The following is a 17,756-nucleotide window of genomic DNA, read 5'->3' on the forward strand; positions in this document are numbered from 1 at the left end:
GCCCGACGGCCAACTGCCGCGGAGCAGGGTCACGTCGTCGACCGGTCCGCCCCGGACGGCGCAGGCACCGAACACGTACGGCAGCGGAAGGAAACGGGGCACCGTGAGGATGCGGAAGCTGGGACGGACCGGCATCGAAGTCAGTGCCTACTGCCTGGGCACCATGATGTTCGGCAAAATGGGCAATCCTGATCACGACGACTGCGTGCGCATGATCCACCGGGCACTGGATGCGGGCATCAATTTTGTCGACACCGCCGATGTGTACGGCTACAGCGAAACCGAGGAGATCGTCGGAAAGGCGCTCGAAGGACGCCGGGACGAGGTCGTGCTGGCAACCAAGTTCAACGGACCGATGGGCGAGGGCCCCAACCGCAGTGGCAGCTCCCGGCGCTGGGTCGTCCAGGCGGTCGAGGCCTCGCTGAGGCGGCTGCGGACCGACTACATCGACCTCTACCAGATCCACCTTCCCGACCCGCACACCGACATCGAGGAGACCCTCTCCGCGCTCACCGACCTCGTGCGGGCCGGGAAGGTCCGCGCGATCGGCTCCTCCAACCTGCCGGCCTCGGAGATCGTCGAAGCCCAGTGGGTGTCCCAGCAGCGCGGCCTGCACCGCCTGCGCAGCGAGCAGCCCACCTACTCCATACTCAACCGCGGCATCGAGCGCGAGGTCCTGCCCACCTGCCGCCGCTACGGCCTGGGCGTTCTGGTGTGGAGCCCGCTGGCCATGGGCCTGCTCACCGGCCGCTACCGCAAGAACACCCCGCGGCCCGACAATCCCCGCATGCAGTGGGTCCCCCGGCATCTCACCGACGAACACAAGCTTGATGCCGTCGAGCAGCTGCTCACCCTCGCCGAAGAAGCCGGCCACTCCCTCACGCACCTGGCCATGGCCTTCGCCACCAGCCACCCCGACGTCACCGCCGCCATCATCGGCCCACGCACCATGGACCAGCTCGACGACCTGCTCGCCGGCGCCACCGTCACCCTGGGCGACGACATCCTCGACAAGATCGACGCAATCGTCCCGCCCGGCACCGACATCAGCCCTCTGGACGTCTCCCCCACACCCCTCTCCCTCACCCGCACCGGCCTACGCCGACGCCCGCCCCACGAGCGGGCCGCAGCCTGAGAACGCCATGACCGTCCTCGGCAGCCGCGCCCTCAACCGCGCCACCCTGGCCCGCCAGCACCTGCTCACGCGCAGCGACACCTCCGCGCCCGAGGCGGTGGCCCACCTGTGCGGCCTGCAGGCGCAAGAGCCCCAGGAACCGTTCATCGGGCTGTGGTCGCGCCTGACCGACTTCAAGCCTGAGCAACTGGACGATGCGCTGACCGGCCGCACCGTGGTACGCACCCACCTGATGCGCCGCACCGTCCACCTCGTCACCTCCGACGACGCGCTCGCCTGGCGAGCCCGCCACGACGCCATGCTGCGCCAGCGAGTGCTGGGCACCTACCCGCGCGAACTGGCCGGCATCGACCTGGACGAGGTCGCCGCAGCCGGCCGCGCGGTCATGGCCGACCAGCAGCCCCGCACCATGAGAGAGCTCGTACAAGCCCTCGAAGACGGCTGGCCCGGCCCACCACGCCGTGTCCTGGGCGAGCTGCTCGTCGCAGCCCTCATCCCCATGGCCCAACTCCCGCCCCGCGGCCTCTGGCAGCAGACCGCCGGCGTACGCAACCTGCCGTTGGCCACCTGGCTGGCACGGGACATCGACCCCCTGCCCACCGGGGACGGCGACCCCGTCGGGCACCAGCTGTTGCGCCGCTACCTCGCCGCCTACGGCCCCGCCGCCAGCGCGGACCTGCGCGCCTGGTGCGGCCTCGCCGGACTTCCCGCCGCCGTCAAAGCCGCCCGAGAAGAACTCGTCGTCTTCCGCGACGAACGCGGCCGCGAACTGCTCGATCTGCCCGACGCACCTCGCCCCCACCCAGACACCCCGGCCCCCGTCCGGTTCCTGCCGGCCTTCGACAACGCCGTCCTCGGCTACCACGACCGCAGCCGCATCATCGACGCCCCCCACCTCGGTCTGTCCGTCGCAGGCCACCGCGCCGTCCTTGTTGACGGACGCGTCACCGCCACCTGGGCCGTGCGCAACCACCAACTCCACATCAGCTCCCTGCGCCCCCTCACCGCCCCGGAACAGGAAGCCGTTTACACCGAAGCCCAGGACCTGACCACCTTCCTGGACAACGACATCGAGCACATCCAACTCGACACCGAAAACTGACAATCACCCACTCCAGGTCCCGACGTGACGGGACCATTCGCACAACGTGCCAGCGCCGCCCGCGTGGACCGGGACGAGTGCGTGGTGTGCGTGTTGGACGCTCACCTTCCGCGGAGAGTGCCTTCGATTAGACCGCCTGACCGTGTTGTACCGGGTGGCCGGCGCATTGCGCATGGCGGTCTCAGCCATGTCCTCATCCTGCGGCACCAGCGACACCACGGTGGCCGCCGCGCTCAAAACAACCGAGCTGAGAACTCCCACCAACCGACACGGCAACGCGAACACGCCATGAAAGGGTTCCGATCCGTCGGCGCGACCCAACGGTTCCTCGCCGCGTTCAGCGGCATCTCACCCCACTTCCGGCCCCGCCGCCACCTACTCACCCCCACCGGATACCGCACCGAAATGATCAGCCGCTTCGCAATCTGGAATCAGATCACCGGCATCGCCGGCCTGCCCGACACGGTCTGAACCAGACACCACCACCGCAACCCGCCACGCCCCGAAACCGATCACCGAGCTGACAACTCACTCAACCTGACAACGCCCGTCAGGTCCGAGGACCAGGCACGGCCTGGCGCAGTCGGCGGCCGTGGCGACGGCGCGGCCCGGCCCCGGGGCCGGTAGGCCCAGAGGCCCGGCCCGCGAGAGTGCGGACGGCCGGACCACGGAAGGTTCGCTGCTGGTTCAGATCCTCCAGCGGCGGATCTGGTCGGCGCACGCATAGACGTCCGTGCGGCCCGCGCGGACTTGCTTAGCGAGGTCGCTGAGTGCCCCGTAGGGGGTATCGACCGCTTCACCGGAGGCCGCCATGTAAGCCACCGCGACCAGCGCCCCGGACAGGGCGTTGCGGGTGGGAAGCGGGCGCACCGAAGCGATCTCGTGGAAGAGAACTGCCGCACGCCAGGCCGAGTCTGCGGTGCAGTCCAGCCTCGGAGTGTTGACCCGGTGCCGGGCGACGGGTGCGACCAGACCGGAGAAGTCGTGGACCGACGGCTCTTTCGAGAGCACCTCGGCCTGGCGCTCCAGCAGCCAGCGGACGTCGACGTGCAGAGCCACCTCAGGCAGCCTGTCCGGTGGCGCTGTCCGGCTCTTCCTCCGGGAACGCCTGAGCGAACTCCGAGGCGTGCTTGGCCAGGAAGGCCGCCGCGGTAGCAGCCCCGCCGTCCAGGCGCGGATCGCGCGGCCGCCTGCGTGATCAGGGCGGTCACGGTGATGCCGCAACCTACCGACTCCCCGAACAGTCACTGCGGCCGCCCTCGCCAGGCCGCTCGCCGCCACGAACACGCCGCACCACAGAGGTGCTTGACAAACCAGAATGAATCACAAATTTCCAGCATCGAGCCGGGAAGTCTCCCGCTGACGGATGACCTTGTCGGTGGACTGCCGCCCCGGACCTGCCCGAGCCTCCCCTCGCCTACGCGCATACCAGACCCGTGACCTGGAGCTTCACAGACCCGCACAGCGCTCATTGATCTGTCTCTTCCCGCCAGATGGCGCGTGTGTCCGGCAGGGGGTCTGTGCCAGTGGGATTGATTGCGGCCCCTATGCCTTCGATGGCGGTGACCAGGTGCCGGCCCGGGGTGAGGGATTTGGCCGCGTGGGCTGTCTTGCCGGGGGTGCCGGTGAGGATGACGTCGCCGGGCTCGAGAGTGAGGAAGGTGCTGCAGTAGGCGAGTAGCTCCGCAGGTGTGAACAGCAGGTCGCTGGTCGAGCCGTGTTGCCATTCGACGCCGTCGACGGTGAAAGTGACGGTGAGGTCGCGGGCGTTGTCGAGTTCCTCAGGGGTGACCAGCATAGGTCCGAGAGGTGTGGAGCGATCGAAGACTTTGCCCTGGAGCGCTTCTGTGGTGCGGTGTTGCCAGTCACGCAGCGACAGGTCGTTGGCGACGCAGTAGCCCGCGATGGCGTGGTTGGCATCCTCCACGCCGGCGCGGCGGAGGCGCTGCCCGACAATGACCGCCAGTTCCGCTTCGCCGTCGATGTGATCGCTGATGCGAGGCAGCGCGATCGTGTCGCGGGGTCCGGTCAGCGTGGACGGGAACTTGGCGAAGAACGTCGGGTAGGTGGGAGTGGGGTATCCCAGTTCCTCGATGTGGCTTCGGTAGTTCAGACCGACGCACAGAATGTGTGCGGGAGCCAGTGAGACGCGGGCGTAGTGGGCGGTGCGGGCATCCATATCGCCGATGTCCGTCAAGCGGTCGCGGCGCAGGTAGGCCTCTACGGCGTCGCTGGCGTTGACCAGGACGGCACGGTCGCCCTCGATACGGGCCGCGGTAAGGGTGTTGCCGGTGCGGATGGTCGCGAAACGCATGCCCGCTCCCTGGGGTCTGGGGTCTTAGAGGTCCTAACAGAAGTTGTTGATCATGTGACGGTCCGCTTGTTCGCTCGTTGCCTCTGGCCTGGGGAAGAGGGCGCCGCGGCCGTGGGTCGTGTCGGATGAACTGTGGTCGCTGATCGAGCCTTGCTGCCAGTGCCGGGGCGGCCCCGGGTGCTGGATCGGCAGGCGTTGTGCGGGATCCTGTTCGTGCTGCACACCGGGATCCAGTGGGAGTACCTGCCCCAGGAGCTCGGCTTCGGTTCGGGCATGACCTGCTGGCGGCGCTTGGCCGCCTGGAACGAGGCAGGCGTGGGGGACGAACTGCACCTTGTGCTGCTGAGGAAGCTGCGCTCGGCGAAGAAGCTGGACTGGGCGCTGGCGGTGATCGACTCCTCCCACGTCCGGGCGGCCCGCAGGGGCCCAAAGGGGGCGGAGCCCGGCCGACCGTGCACCACCGGGCAGCAAGCACCACGTCCTCACCGATGGCCGGGGCATCCCGCTCGCGGTGTCGCTGACCGGCGGCAACCGCAACAACGTCACCCAACTCCTGCCGTTGCTGGACAAGGTCCCGGCCGTATCGGGCCTTGTCGGCCGCCCGCAGCGGCGGCCGGACATGCTGTTCGCGGACCGCGGCTATGACCACGACAAGTACCGGCGGCTGCTCTGGCAGCGAGGCATCCGTCAAGCGATCGCCGAACGCGGCCAGCCCCGCGGCACCGGCCTGGGCGTCTTCCGCTGGGTGGTAGAACGGACGATCGCCTGGCTGCACGGCTTCCGCCGCCTGCGCATCCGCTGGGAACGCCGCGACGGCATCCACGAGGCTTTCCTCGGCCTCGCCACCCGCCTCATCATGCACCGCCACGTCCAACGCCTTTGTCAGGACCTCTTACAGCTGGACGGTGGTGCCGGGCTCGAGGCGGTCGATCGGGGTGCCGGTCAGGCCCTTTTCTCCGAGGAGATTGGCGGTGGAGTGCTGGCCGAGGTCGCTGAGCATGAGTTCGTGGATCTGGATGATGCGCTCGGGCTTGACCGTGCGGACGTAGTCGGCGGCTTCACCAAGCTTTGTCCATGGTCCGCTGGTCGGCAGCAAGAGGGTGCGTACGGGAGCGTCGGGCGCGAAGTAGGCGTCGCCGGGGTGGTAGACCGCTCCGTCATCGAGGAGATAGCCGACGTTGTCGGGGCACGGGATGTCGGCGTGGATCAGCGCGTGGCGGTGGCCGTGGACGGTGGCGGTGATGGAACCGACGCTGAAGGTGTCCCCCGCGGCGACGGCGTGCACGCGGTCACCGTCGCTGCCGAGGGCGGCCGCGACACTGGCTGTGCCGTAGACCTGAAGCCCCGGCTGGGCTTCAAGAGCAGCCGCGACAAGCTTCTCGTCGAAGTGGTCGAAGTGTTCGTGGGTGATCAGGACGGCGTGAGCCTGGGTGACGGCCTGTGCCGCGTCCGGGGTGAAGGCGCCGGGGTCGACAACCAGGCGGGTGCCGTCCTTCTCGAGCGTGACGCAGGCATGGGCGTGCTTGGTGAGCTTCACAGTGGGTCCTTCCGAGCAGACCGAATTTCTAACACCAGACTGTACAACATGACTGTAGATATCGCGCCGTGAGGGTCGCCCGCGGCTTGACTCCACGCCCACCCATCGCCCCAGCGAGGGACGGGGAGCGCCCCTGTAGCACCAAAGCAAAACAATGGAGCCTTGGTGTACAGTTTGGTTGATGGGTGTGGGTAAGCTGGCATCATGGACGAGAACCAGCTGGCTGAAGAACTTCGCCTGACCATCGGACGGCTCGTACGCACTGTGCGCACTGCCGACAAGATGCCGCCCGGCGAGGCCGCCGTCCTGGGCTACCTGGACCGCAGCGGCCCGCTGACCACCGCCGACATCGCACAACAGCGGGGAGTCAGTCACCAGTCGGCCGCCAAGGCGGTCAAAGAACTCCTGACCCAGGGCCTTGTGCATGCCGAGGCACACCCCAGCGACGGTCGCAAGCTGTTGCTCCACCTCACGCCGACGGGAAGTGACCGTCTGGCCGAAGAGCGCCGAAGGCGTGCTGACTGGCTCGGCACCGCGATCAGCGATGTCCTCAGTTCCCATGAACGAAAGACGCTTGAGGCGGCGCTGCCTCTGCTATCACGCCTGACCACACACTTGAATGGCAAGTAGGCCCACGGGCTGTCAGTTGGATCATCGAGCGCTGTGCATGGCGCTGTCACATCGGCTTGCCGGTGGGATGACCTTGGTATTGATCAGGGTGGTGGAGGGTGGCCGTGCGGGACGCGTCGCCGTCGCACAAGGGGCACCGGTACCCGACTGAGGGGTGTTGTCACGTTGTTGGGTGCGTGGGTGTCTGACGGGGTGTCGGGGTGTGGTCGGGGCTCGGTTCCGGCCCTGTTGCTCAGGCCGTGGTGGGCGGGACGGCGACTCCGGTGACCTACCCAGGTCATGAAGCGGACGGTCGTCTCGGCTCGGCAGTCGCGTGCGGTCATCAGGTGGCGGCGGGGCCGGAAGTGGGGTGAGATCCCGCTGAACGCGGGAAGGAACCGCTGGGCGGCTCCGGCCGAGCGGAAGCCCTGGCCGATCGGCCCGCCACAGCTCAAAAAGCGGCTCCCCACCAGTTCGTCTCTCCGGCGAAATACTTGGCCGCCCTGCGGAGGATGTCCCGCTCGGTGGCGAGCTTGCGCTCACTTGCCTCGAACTCGATCACCCGAGCCTCCAGCTGTCGGACCCGCTCGTCCGGATCAGCGGACGGCACCGCCCCCCGAGGCTGGGCACCCGGCTTCTCAGCCGCGGCGGTGACGCCACGGCGTTCGCGGTCCCGCAGCATCCACTCACGCAGGGTCGCCCGATTGACACCCAGGTCAGCGGCGATGTTCTTGTAAATCGCTCCGGGTGTGGACTCGTACAGGCCCACGGCATCCGATCAACCGACCAACCCACCCAAGACACCCGCTCTCGGTGGCGGAGGTCCGGATCAAGGCACCACGTCGCGATCGGCGAGGCGGTTCTTCACCAAGTCCTCAAGACTCGGGAAACCGTGCAGGTCAGCGATGGGAGGTGATCCTCCGCGTCCGTCGCTGGCACATCCCTTCGCTTAACCCACCGTTGACACCCTCGTATCAGGAGTAGAACATTCCAACGCGGGAGAGCGCTCTCCCGAGACGGTCCGACTGACACGCCCCGCGAGCGGACTGTCATACCCGTCCCCCCATATACATAGAGGTCTCCCATGGCCCTGAAGCCAGCAAAAGTCCCCAGACTGCTCATCGCGCTTGCGCTGGTGGCAGTCGGTGGCGGCGCCGCACTAACGGCGAACGCGTCCGCGAGCACCCCCGGCACGTCGGCGGCTCCGTCCTCAGCGCACCAGTCCACGTCGATGTCGATGTCCATGCCGGCGTCCACTCAGACGTCGGGTGACGACCCCGACGGGGACGGCTACATCATGGCCGACCCGCCGGTAACCGGCGTCACGCCATCAACGTACGAGCCGCCGCACGCGTACTTCCACGAGTTCCAGGCCAAGTGCGCACCCTCGCACACCGCGCCGGACGACCCGATCGTCTTCCCCGGGCAGCCCGGCAAGTCGCACGACCACACGTTCATGGGCAACGCGAGCACGAACGCCGACTCGACCACCGCCTCTCTGGACGCGGCGAGTGGCACCACGTGCCTGGCGCCGGGCGACAAGTCGGCCTACTGGATGCCGAGCTTGTTCAACGGCGACCAGAAGGTCCTCCCCGTCGGCCCGCAGACGATCTACTACAAGTCGTCCGTCACCGACTACACCAGCGTCCGCCCCTTCCCCAAGGGTCTGCGCTTCGTGGTCGGCAGCCCCATGCAGACCAAGGACGAGTTCCAGAACCTCAAGGGCACGGTCGAGGGCTGGGAGTGCGGTACGAGCTACAAGAACTACGACTTCCCTGCGAGCTGCTCCAGCACCCCTGACACGCAACTCAACATCCGCCTCCAGGCGCCGAGCTGCTGGGACGGTATCCACCTGGACACGCCCGACCACAGGAGCCACATGGCGTATCCGATCGCGTCGGGCAACAACCAGAACGTCTGCCCCGCCGACCACCCGGTTGCCCTGCCGATGATCGAGTTCAAAATGGCGTGGCCGGTCAACGGCGACATGTCGCGGGTGAAATTGGCCAGCGGTGCCGGCTACTCCTTCCACTACGACGTCTTCGCGGACTGGGACGACGCGACGCTGTCCGCCATGGTCGCCCACTGCATCAACGGCGGGCTGCAGTGCGACGCGCACGGCTACGACGAGACCCAGCCCGGCAAGGGCGCCGTGCTCGACAGCAACTACCAGCTCATCCACTGACCCACCCTCCGCGCTCGCTCTGCCGGACGGGCTGCTTCCCAACTCTCCGGAGAGCGCTCTCTAGGGTGCGATATCCCCCCAACACGGCAGGTGATACATGCAAGGCCCCGCTGTTCCTCCCTCTCAACCCCCCACCCCCGGCATGCCCCGGCGTGCGGCTCTCGGCGCACTGGCCGCCCTCGCAGCCGCACCCGCACTGGCCAGCACCGCCGCAGCCGCAGCCTCCGACAGCAGGACCTCTCCCGCCGGGTCTTCCTCCCCCACCCAGACGGCTGCCGCGACCGCCCCCGACTTCGGCCCGAATGTGCTGGTCTTCGACCCGACCATGGCCGCCTCGGACATCCAGGCCAAGGTCAGCGCCGTGTTCGCCAAGCAGGAGACGAACCAGTTCGGCTCCGAGCGGTCCGCCCTGTTGTTCAAGCCCGGCACGTACCAGGGCCTCGACGTCAACGTCGGCTTCTACACCCACGTCGCCGGCCTGGGCCTGTCGCCCGACGACGTGGACATCCACGGACTGGTGCACGTCGAGGCCGACTGGGACCAAGGCAATGCCACCCAGAACTTCTGGCGCACAGCCGAGAACCTTTCCGTCACCCCCACCGATGGATCCAATCGCTGGGCGGTCGCGCAGGCCGCGCCGATGCGGCGTCTCCACATCCGCGGCGACGTACCGCTGTGGAACGGCTTCGACGGCTGGGCGAGTGGCGGCTTCATGGCCGACTGCCAAGTGGACGGCCGGGTCGTCTCGGGCTCCCAGCAGCAGTGGCTGACCCGTAACAGCACACTGGGCGCGTGGGCCGGAGCGGTGTGGAACATGGTCTTCGTCGGCGTCGACGGAGCCCCCGCGCAGAGCTTTCCCAACCCTCCCGTCACCGTCGTCGACACCGCGCCGGCCGTCCGCGAGAAGCCGTTCCTCTACGTCGACAGCTCAGGCGCCTACCAGGTGTTCGTCCCCGCCCTGCAGTCCTCGGCGCACGGCATCACCTGGAGCGGCACCGCCAAAGGCGAGTCGATTCCGATCGGCGACTTCTACGTCACCAAGGCGGGCGACTCCGCGGCGACCATCAACGACGCGCTCTCCCAGGGCAAGCACCTGCTGGTCACCCCGGCGGTCTACCAGCTTGACGACACGATCAAGGTGACCCGGGCCGGCACCGTTGTGCTGGGCCTTGGCATCGCCACCTTCGTCCCGAACAAGGGTTTCTCCGCGCTGGCAGTCGATGACGTGGACGGCGTGAAGATCTCCGGTCTGCTGATCGACGCGGGAGCCCAGAGCTCGGAGGTCCTCATCCGGGTTGGGCCGCAGGATTCCACGGCCGACCACTCCGCCGACCCGACATTGCTGCAGGACGTATTCGTACGCATCGGCGGCGCGCAGGCGGGCAAGGCAGGCGTCTGCCTGGAGATCAACAGCAACAACGTCATCGGCGACAACCTGTGGCTTTGGCGCGCCGATCATGGCAGCGGTGTCGGCTGGGAGGTCAACCCCAGCGACACGGGGCTGGTCGTGAACGGCACGGGCGTGATCATGTACGGGCTCTTCGTGGAGCACCATCAGAAAGCCGAGGTCGTCTGGAAGGGCAACGGTGGGCGGACGTACTTCTTCCAGAATGAGATGCCCTACGACCCGCCCAACCAGGCTGCCTGGATGGACGGTTCAGCAAACGGACACGCCGCGTATCAGGTCGACGCCTCCGTCACGTCGCACGAGGCGTGGGGGCTCGGCAGCTACTGCTTCTTCCAGGCGAACCCGACCGTCGTCGCCGACAGCGCCTTCCAGGCGCCGTCCTCGGCGAGTGTGAAGTTCCACGACATGGTGACCGTCTCGCTCGGCGGCGACGGAACGATCCGCCACGTCATCAACTCCACGGGGGATCCGGTGAACAGTACCCATACCAGTCCCTCCTACCTCGTCAGCTACCCATGACCCGGCCCGCCACCAAGGAGCAAGGCATGCAGCAACTATTCACCCGCGGTCCGGCCCGCCGCGTGCTGGTACCGCTCGCGGCGGCCGCCCTCGCCGTCGCTGGCCTCGCCGTAGCCCAGGCACCGACCGCCCACGCGGCGGGCAGTGTGGTCAAGGTGACCGGGTCCCAGGGGAGCTGGCAATTGACAGTCGACGGCGCCCCATACCAGGTCAAGGGCCTGACCTGGGGCCCTTCGCCGGCCGACGCGGCCAAGGATCTGCCCGACCTGGCGAAGATGGGCGTGAACACCATCCGCACCTGGGGTACGGACGCCACCAGCGCGCCGCTGTTCGACGCGGCGGCGGCCAATGGCATCAAGGTGATCGCCGGCTTCTGGCTCCAGCCCGGCGGTGGCCCAGGCTCCGGCGGCTGCGTCAACTACCTGACAGACACCACGTACAAGGACAACATGCTCGACGAGTTCCCGAAGTGGGTGGATACCTACAAGGACAACCCGGGCGTGTTGATGTGGGATGTCGGCAACGAGTCCGTACTCGGGCTGCAGAACTGTTACAGCGGCGATCAGTTGGAGCAGCAGCGGAACGCATACACGACCTTCGTCAACGACATCGCCAAGAAGATCCACTCGATCGACCCGAGCCACCCGGTCACCTCGACCGACGCCTGGACCGGCGCCTGGCCGTACTACAAGAAGAACGCACCGGATCTGGACCTGTACGCGGTCAACTCGTACAAGGACATCTGCAACGTCAAGTCCGCCTGGGAAGCGGGTGGTTACGACAAGCCCTACATCATCACCGAGGGCGGGCCAGCCGGCTCATGGGAGGTGCCGAACGACGCAAACGGCGTGCCCGACGAGCCGACCGACCAGCAGAAAGCCGACGGCTACACCAACGCCTGGAAGTGTGTCAGCGACCACCAGGGCGTCGCGCTGGGCGCCACCCTCTTCCACTACGGCAACGAGAACGACTTCGGCGGAATCTGGTTCAACCTCGTACCCGACGGACTGAAACGGCCCTCGTACTACGCGGTGACGAAGGCCTATGGCGGGAACACCGCGGGCGACAACCTGCCGCCGCAGGTCACCGACATGAACGTCAGCGGCGCCAACGACGGCGTCCCCACCGGCGCCGACGTGACCATCAGCACCAAGACCACGGACCCGGAAGGCGACCCGATCGCCTACCAGGTCCTGTTCAGCAGCCTCTACATCGACAACAACGGCGCGCTCACCCCCGCAACCGCCACCGACGACGGCAGCGGCACGTTGACGGTGAAGGCGCCCGACAAGGTGGGCGTCTACAAGGTCTACGTGAAGGCCACCGACGGCAACGGCAACGTCGGATACGGCTCGAAGTCCCTGCGAGTGGTGGCCCCGAAGCCAGCCGGCACCGACGTGGCGCTCGGCAAGCCCGCCACCGCGTCGTCCTTCCAGAGCGACCCGACCGGCGGCTGCCCGTGCACCGCGGCGAACGCGGTCGACGGAAAGCCCGACACCCGCTGGTCGAGCGATTGGAGCGACCCCCAGTGGCTCCAGGTCGACCTGGGCCACAGCACTACGTTCACGCACGTCCAGCTCTCCTGGGAGGCGGCGTACGCGAAGGCATACGCCATCCAGACCTCCGACGACGGCCAGAACTGGACGACCGTGAAATTGGTGACCGACGGCAACGGCAACATCGACGACCTCGACGTGACCGGCACGGGCCGCTACGTCCGCGTCCAGGGCACCCAGCGAGGCACCAGTTACGGCTACTCGCTCTACGAGTTCGGCGTCTACGCCTGAGAGGAGTGATGCCCTCGCCGTACGACGCATCGGAGGCGACTCTCCTCGCGTGGTCTATGTGTTGAGCAGCGGCGGCAACGACATGACGCGTGGGCCCTGGCCGCAGCACGGCCGGGGCCCACGCGAGTCGCGCTCGTCCGGAGTCCTGGGAGGAGAAGAGCTGCCACGCTTGGTTTTGTCCCTCCATGGGACATCACAAGCGGGCATTGGCCGGTCCAAGCAGCCGAGGCGCGCGGCGAGGTCGATGACCCGGCGCAACGTTGTCCTCTCGATGACCAGCTCGGTCCGCATGTGCGTGCCCATTGACCAGCCGAGCACCCGGCGCGAGCAGATGTCCAAGACGCAGGCCAGATACAGACACCCCGCCGACCTGCACGTATGTGATGTCGCCGCACCACTTCTCGTCAAGCCTGGCTGGCGTCGATCGCGGCAAGAGTGGCGTCGTTCCCCAGCGCCCGCAGCAGCGACACCGACGCCAGCGGCCGCAGCACCACATCGAACCCGGCGACCGGCCCTCGCTTCGCCTTCTTCCGCCGCCGCACCGGCGCCGTAGTTGTCCGGCACCACGGGCCCCGGCTCCCCCGGCTCCTGGTCGTGGTCGTACTTCGGACAGATGAACGCCCGCCCCAATCGCACCGCTGGCGCTTCGCCCTCGAGTACGCCGGGGGCGAGGATCTCCGGGTGCGGGTGCAGGGCCCTGACCGAACAGTGCCTCCATCTCCGCCTCGGTCACCTGGCCCGACAGCCCCAGCAGCGCTGCCCCGCGCCCGGTCCACTCCCCCGCCGGCACACCCCGGCCAACCCCTGGCCGACCGGCAGCGGTACCTTGCGGTCCCGACCGCCGTCGGCCACCGCCACGCTCTTTGAGGTAGTATCCCCGACTGATGCGCGCTATCGCCGCTGTCACCCAGCCACGACACCGCAGCCCGGCCGGGCAGAACAGGGCAGCGGCACCAGGTCCCGCCAGACGGAGGGGACGGCCCGATGACTTCACCGGTCGTCCCGTACCGCGGGATTGAAGCGTGCCGTGATGACGGGGCGACGGATTTGTCCCGAAGCTCCGTTTCATCGGCTCATACTTCAGGCGCGACGGGTTGCGGCGCCCGCGTCACTTTTCCGGTGAGCACTGCCTCGATGTCCGGTAGAAGTTCCCCAGCGCTCGAGGTCACCTCCGGTGGTTGCCCTCCTGGAACGCCGCTTTGGCGAGGTGCCGACGGGCTGCCTTGAGCTCCCTCAAGCCTCGCCTCCAATCCGCGCTGGTTGCGTGTTCGCGATAGCCGGTTACTGCCGTGCCCCTGTCCGGTCGGGTGCCAGGGCGGCGCGGCCGGCAAGGAGAGCGAGCGTGGCGGTGGCGGTGGCACCGGCGGCGACCGCGAACCCCCAGTCGCTCCCGCGCGAATCCACGAGACGCCCGGCGAGGGTGGTCGCCAGGGCCGTGCCAGCGACTCCCATCGAGTTCAGCCACGCGAACGCCTGGGTGATGACTGTCTTGTCGTAGACCGCCTCGGCCAGTACTGCGGACAGCACGAGGCCGGGGGAGACGCCGAGCCCTACTGCTGCCAGAGCCAGGGCGAGCCCGGTCGGGGAGGCCGCCGTCATGGGGAGCAGGCAGGCGGCTGCGAGGTACGCCATGGCGCAGGCCATCTGCACGGCGCGCGGCACCTTCAGGGCGACCAGGCCGAAGCCGAAACCGGAGGCGAGCGCGGCCACACTCATGGCGCTGTAGACCGGTCCGGCCAGCCCGGCAGATCCGTGGCCTTCGGCGAAGGCGGACACTGACACCTGCATGGCCCCGAAGAACATCCCGATGGCCACGTTGACGCAGATCATCACCACGCTGCCCGGGCGCAGCAGCCACTTGCCGACTGAGGTGGACGCGGTCGTGCAGGATGGGGCCGTCGCGGGTGCCGAGTGTTTCTGGAGGGCGAAGGCGACACCGCCGCCGACGATGAGCGTCCACGCACAAACCAGTGCCGTTAGAGGCGACAGCGCCGCGCTGAGCAGGCCCAGGAGAGCTGGGCCGAGTATGAAGGTGCTCTCGTTGCTGACTGCCTCCAGAGCGAAGGCAGTGGCCAGGGAGGTGTTGTCGTGTAGCAGGCCGGTCCAACGAGCCGCCGTCAGGGTGCCGATCTGCGGTGCCGCCATGCCCGCCATGCCCGCGCAGGCGACCAAGGCGCTATGGCTGCCGCCTGCCCGGATTGTCAGCATCAGCAGTGCCATCGCCGAGCCGTAGACCAGTAGGCACGGCAGGAGTACGAGGTCCTGGCCGCGCCGGTCCATGAGTCGGGCCAGTTGCGGGGAGGCGACGGCGCTGGCCAGGGAGAAGGCCCCCGCCACGACGCCGGCTGCGGCGAAGGACCCGGTGCCTTCGCGGACCGCCAGGACGATCCCCAGGCTTTGCATGGCCGAGCCGAGCCGCACGGGGAAGGCCGCGGCGAAGAATCCGCCGGCCCCGGGCGTCCGCAATACCTCTCCATAGAGGGCGCGCGGTCTCCGGGACCGGGTCAGGTGTTCGGCTACGACGCCGGGCATGCCACAGCCCTGGTTTGCTGTTCCAGTGTGTCGACCGCGTCGAGGGGGCTGTGGGCGATCAGGAGGTGCGTCTCGTGGAGTTCGTCGGCGAACCCGCGTGTGATCATGTCCTGGATGATGACCGCCAGGGGTGTCCACTCGCCGTCGGTGTCCAGCAGCACCAGCGGACGCGGGTTGCGCCCGAGGTAGTTGTGCGAGATCACCTCGATCACCTCGTCCAGGGTGCCGTATCCGCCGGGAAGCGCAAGGAAGCAGTCGGCTCGGTCGAACATCTCCCGCTTGCGGTCGAACATGTCGCCGGTGACGATCAGTTCCTGCTCGGGGGCGGCCTGGTCCTTCTCAAGTTCCCGCAGAAAGCCCGGCACGATTCCGGTGATGGCCGCCCCCTGTTCGTGGGCGGCCCAGGCGACTTCACCCATCAGGCCGATCCCCCCGGCCCCGTAGACCAGGGAGTGGCCGCGTTTCCCTATAAGGAGGCCGACCTCGCGGGCTGCTTCGGTGCTGCTGCTCACGGTTCCGGAGCGGGCCCCGCAGAAGACGGCGATCCGCAACCCATCGGACTCGGGCATGGGAGTCCTCCTTTCGTCGAGGTCAGGTGATGATGCGGAGCAGGGAGGCGAGGACCTTCTCGTAGGTGAAGTCGGCGTACGTGCGGCGCTGCATGTCGGTCAGGAGGGGCGTGTACGCGCCGGGGTCGGCGATCATCCGGCCGATGACGTCCTCGTCCATGAGCAGGCTGCGGGTGCCGGGGCCGAGAAGCTGCTCCAGGTAGGCCGTCTCCGGCGCGATCAGCGGGATGCTGCCGGACGCCAGGGTCTCGAAGACCCTGGGCATGAGGAGTTTCATCGCGGCCAGCTTCGGCCGGGCGAGTACGGGGGTGACCGTGGCCCGGGCCATGTGGGGGACCATCTGGCCGAGGGGGACGGATTGCTGGACCTCCACTGCCTGTTGGGCGAGCCAGTCCGGATCTGACCACGTCGGTTCGCGGTAGCCGGGACACGTTTCCGCGTCCCACCATCTGCCGCATACCCTGACGCTTTTGGTGTGCTTCCGGGCGGCTGTCACGAGCCGTTGCAGGCTCTCCCAGCGCCACCAGTTGTTGCCGATGTACTGCACGTCGCAGTCGGTGGAGTCAACCGTGCCGTTCTGGGGGCGGGCCATGCCGAAATAGGGAAAGAAGACTGCGCCGGCAGGCAGGTCGCCAAGCCGCGGCTGGAGGATGAGGTCCGAGAGGGTGGCGTAGAGGCTGTTCCAACGAGCGCTGGTGTAGATGCCGCCGGAGCTGTCCCCGCCCACCGTGACCTCGGGACCCCAGTGGGCGTCGGTGTCGATGACGACGCGTCGGTCCCTGGGCACGGTCAGGCACGCCTCGATCTCGCGGTGCGAGAGGAACTGCGGGTCCTCGTAGGCGAACAGGAGGTGCGTCGCCCAGGAAAGGTCGTCGATCATCGGCAGGACGCCGGACACGCGCTCGTCCGCCCAGCCGACACCAGAGGAGACACCGATCTCGCATCCGACGCGGTCGGCGACGGCGGCGTAGTTCATCAGCGTCTGGGCCGATCCGGCGTTCCACCGGAAGTTGCCCACGAAGAGCAGGCGCGGTCGCACCACCGCGTTCATCGGTCCTCCAGCGTCTCGGGACGGAATCCGATGTCGGACAGCCACGCGCGCAGGTCCTGGTGCGTGATGGTTTCCCTGCACGTTACTTCGGCTGTGTTGTCGGCCAGCGCAATCTCGACGTACTCCACTCCGGCCAGCGACTCCAGCACCTCGACGACGGTGTCGGCGCAGTCAACGCAGTGCAGGTCCTTCAGCCGCATCGCGTGTGTGATCAGCATGGCTCTGCCTTCCTGTCGTTCCGGCCGCTCAACTCGTACGCTCCATGGGCACGGTCGGGCAGGCGCAACTCTGTGCGGCGTCCGGCGCGGAGAGCAGACAGGACAGGTGGCGCAGGATGTCCTTCATCCGTTCCATGTGGGCCTGCCGGGTGTTCAGGAAGTCCGGCGCGTGCAGGGGCCCTGGTGCCAGTCCGGCACCGAGGTTGACCACGCCGGCCACGGTGGCGTAGCACAGTCCCGCTTCGCGGGCCATGACGCACTCGGGAAGCACGGTCATACCTATGACGTCGCCGCCGAGCATCCCGTACATCCGCACTTCGGCGCTCGTCTCGAAGCGGGGGCCGTCCACCCCTACGTAGCAGCCGTTCGGTACAGCGGGGATTCCGGCCTCGGCGCATGCCTTGACGAGCCCTTCACGTAGCCGGGAGCAGAACGGCTCGGTGAAGTCCCCGAATCCGAAGCGTGTGTCCTCGAAATAGGTCCAGTCCCGGTGCTTGGTGAAGTCCAGGAACTGGTCGAGCACCACGACGGATCCCACCGGCAGGGAACCCCGTAAGGACCCCACCATTCCGGTGGAGACGACATCGGTCACGCCCAGTTCGGCGAGGAGGGCCATGTTCTCTTTGAAGTCGATGGAATGCGCGGGCAGCGGGTGGCGTGGACCGGAGCGCGGTAGTACGAACGTCTGGACGTCTCCCAGACGCCCTTCGCGCACCCGGACCGGGCCGTGAGCGGTGGGCAACGTCCTGACAGACGCGTCGTCGAGTAATTGCGCGGTCGCCGACTCAGC

General features: G+C 67.8%; 16 protein-coding genes and 4 pseudogenes. 8 read left to right on the top strand and 12 right to left on the bottom strand.

What is annotated here, in order from left to right:
- The first annotated feature begins 103 nt into the window (after positions 1-103).
- From AB0M29_RS43445 to AB0M29_RS43455, 3 genes and pseudogenes are all read left to right on the top strand, one after another.
- The gene (locus AB0M29_RS43445) at positions 104-1,135 is read left to right on the top strand and encodes an aldo/keto reductase (protein ID WP_365392943.1); all 1,032 of its coding nucleotides are present in this window, start codon (positions 104-106) and stop codon (positions 1,133-1,135) included.
- Positions 1,136-1,142: 7 nt separating this feature from the next.
- Complete coding sequence (locus tag AB0M29_RS43450) at positions 1,143-2,237, top strand: winged helix DNA-binding domain-containing protein (RefSeq protein ID WP_365392946.1); 1,095 nt, start codon at positions 1,143-1,145, stop codon at positions 2,235-2,237.
- 237 nt (positions 2,238-2,474) lie between these two features.
- Positions 2,475-2,708, top strand: a pseudogene (locus tag AB0M29_RS43455) (IS6 family transposase); the annotation flags it as partial.
- 216 nt (positions 2,709-2,924) lie between these two features.
- Here the strand turns inward: AB0M29_RS43455 and AB0M29_RS43460 are convergent.
- Positions 2,925-3,296, bottom strand: a complete 372-nt coding sequence (locus AB0M29_RS43460; RefSeq protein ID WP_365392949.1) for a toxin Doc — start codon at positions 3,294-3,296, stop codon at positions 2,925-2,927.
- Positions 3,297-3,705: 409 nt separating this feature from the next.
- Positions 3,706-4,551, bottom strand: a complete 846-nt coding sequence (locus AB0M29_RS43465) for a fumarylacetoacetate hydrolase family protein (RefSeq protein ID WP_365392951.1) — start codon at positions 4,549-4,551, stop codon at positions 3,706-3,708.
- A gap of 88 nt (positions 4,552-4,639) precedes the next feature.
- Between AB0M29_RS43465 and AB0M29_RS43470 the strand changes: the two are divergent.
- Positions 4,640-5,392 (top strand): annotated as a pseudogene (locus AB0M29_RS43470) (IS5 family transposase); the annotation flags it as partial.
- Positions 5,393-5,443: 51 nt separating this feature from the next.
- On the opposite strand, the gene AB0M29_RS43475 reads toward AB0M29_RS43470, so the two are convergent.
- A complete protein-coding gene (locus tag AB0M29_RS43475; protein WP_365392953.1) occupies positions 5,444-6,190 on the bottom strand; it encodes an MBL fold metallo-hydrolase in 747 nt (248 codons plus the stop codon).
- 102 nt (positions 6,191-6,292) lie between these two features.
- Between AB0M29_RS43475 and AB0M29_RS43480 the strand changes: the two genes are divergently transcribed.
- A complete protein-coding gene (locus tag AB0M29_RS43480) occupies positions 6,293-6,718 on the top strand; it encodes a helix-turn-helix domain-containing protein (protein WP_365392956.1) in 426 nt (141 codons plus the stop codon).
- Positions 6,719-6,950: 232 nt separating this feature from the next.
- On the opposite strand, the pseudogene AB0M29_RS43485 reads toward AB0M29_RS43480, so the two are convergent.
- Together AB0M29_RS43485 and AB0M29_RS43490 are read right to left on the bottom strand one after the other, a co-directional pair.
- Positions 6,951-7,125 (bottom strand): annotated as a pseudogene (locus AB0M29_RS43485) (IS6 family transposase); the annotation flags it as partial.
- Positions 7,126-7,148: 23 nt separating this feature from the next.
- The gene (locus tag AB0M29_RS43490) at positions 7,149-7,466 is read right to left on the bottom strand and encodes a hypothetical protein (RefSeq protein ID WP_365392959.1); all 318 of its coding nucleotides are present in this window, start codon (positions 7,464-7,466) and stop codon (positions 7,149-7,151) included.
- 315 nt (positions 7,467-7,781) lie between these two features.
- Between AB0M29_RS43490 and AB0M29_RS43495 the strand changes: the two genes are divergently transcribed.
- The 3 genes from AB0M29_RS43495 to AB0M29_RS43505 all read left to right on the top strand — a co-directional run bounded on the left by AB0M29_RS43495 (position 7,782) and on the right by AB0M29_RS43505 (position 12,596).
- Positions 7,782-8,882, top strand: a complete 1,101-nt coding sequence (locus AB0M29_RS43495) for a DUF1996 domain-containing protein (RefSeq protein ID WP_365392961.1) — start codon at positions 7,782-7,784, stop codon at positions 8,880-8,882.
- Between the two features lie 142 nt (positions 8,883-9,024).
- Entirely contained in the window at positions 9,025-10,809 is a 1,785-nt protein-coding gene (locus AB0M29_RS43500) for a coagulation factor 5/8 type domain-containing protein (protein ID WP_365392964.1), read from the top strand.
- A gap of 26 nt (positions 10,810-10,835) precedes the next feature.
- Positions 10,836-12,596 (top strand): discoidin domain-containing protein, encoded by a 1,761-nt coding sequence (locus AB0M29_RS43505; RefSeq protein WP_365392966.1) that lies wholly within the window; start codon positions 10,836-10,838, stop codon positions 12,594-12,596.
- Between the two features lie 404 nt (positions 12,597-13,000).
- Here the strand turns inward: AB0M29_RS43505 and AB0M29_RS43510 are convergent, their stop codons facing one another.
- From AB0M29_RS43510 to AB0M29_RS43540, 7 genes and pseudogenes are all read right to left on the bottom strand, one after another.
- Positions 13,001-13,138, bottom strand: a complete 138-nt coding sequence (locus tag AB0M29_RS43510) for a hypothetical protein (protein ID WP_365392983.1) — start codon at positions 13,136-13,138, stop codon at positions 13,001-13,003.
- Between the two features lie 122 nt (positions 13,139-13,260).
- Positions 13,261-13,665 (bottom strand): annotated as a pseudogene (locus tag AB0M29_RS43515) (relaxase domain-containing protein); the annotation flags it as partial.
- A 212-nt stretch (positions 13,666-13,877) separates the two neighbouring features.
- Positions 13,878-15,062, bottom strand: coding sequence for an MFS transporter (locus AB0M29_RS43520; protein WP_365392969.1), 1,185 nt, complete (start codon positions 15,060-15,062; stop codon positions 13,878-13,880).
- Positions 15,063-15,112: 50 nt separating this feature from the next.
- Positions 15,113-15,697 (bottom strand): TIGR00730 family Rossman fold protein, encoded by a 585-nt coding sequence (locus AB0M29_RS43525; RefSeq protein ID WP_365392971.1) that lies wholly within the window; start codon positions 15,695-15,697, stop codon positions 15,113-15,115.
- A 22-nt stretch (positions 15,698-15,719) separates the two neighbouring features.
- On the bottom strand, positions 15,720-16,748 hold the full coding sequence (locus AB0M29_RS43530; RefSeq protein ID WP_365392974.1) for a glycosyltransferase: 1,029 nt from the start codon (positions 16,746-16,748) through the stop codon (positions 15,720-15,722).
- Entirely contained in the window at positions 16,745-16,966 is a 222-nt protein-coding gene (locus AB0M29_RS43535; RefSeq protein WP_365392977.1) for a heavy metal-associated domain-containing protein, read from the bottom strand. The genes AB0M29_RS43530 and AB0M29_RS43535 overlap by 4 nt, the downstream gene beginning before the upstream one ends.
- Positions 16,967-16,994: 28 nt before the next feature.
- Positions 16,995-17,756 (bottom strand): MTAP family purine nucleoside phosphorylase (locus tag AB0M29_RS43540; protein ID WP_365392980.1); only part of this gene is annotated, 762 nt, incomplete at its 5' end.

It is taken from the genome of Streptomyces sp. NPDC051976, assembly GCF_040680795.1.
Taxonomy (GTDB): Bacteria; Actinomycetota; Actinomycetes; order Streptomycetales; family Streptomycetaceae; genus Actinacidiphila.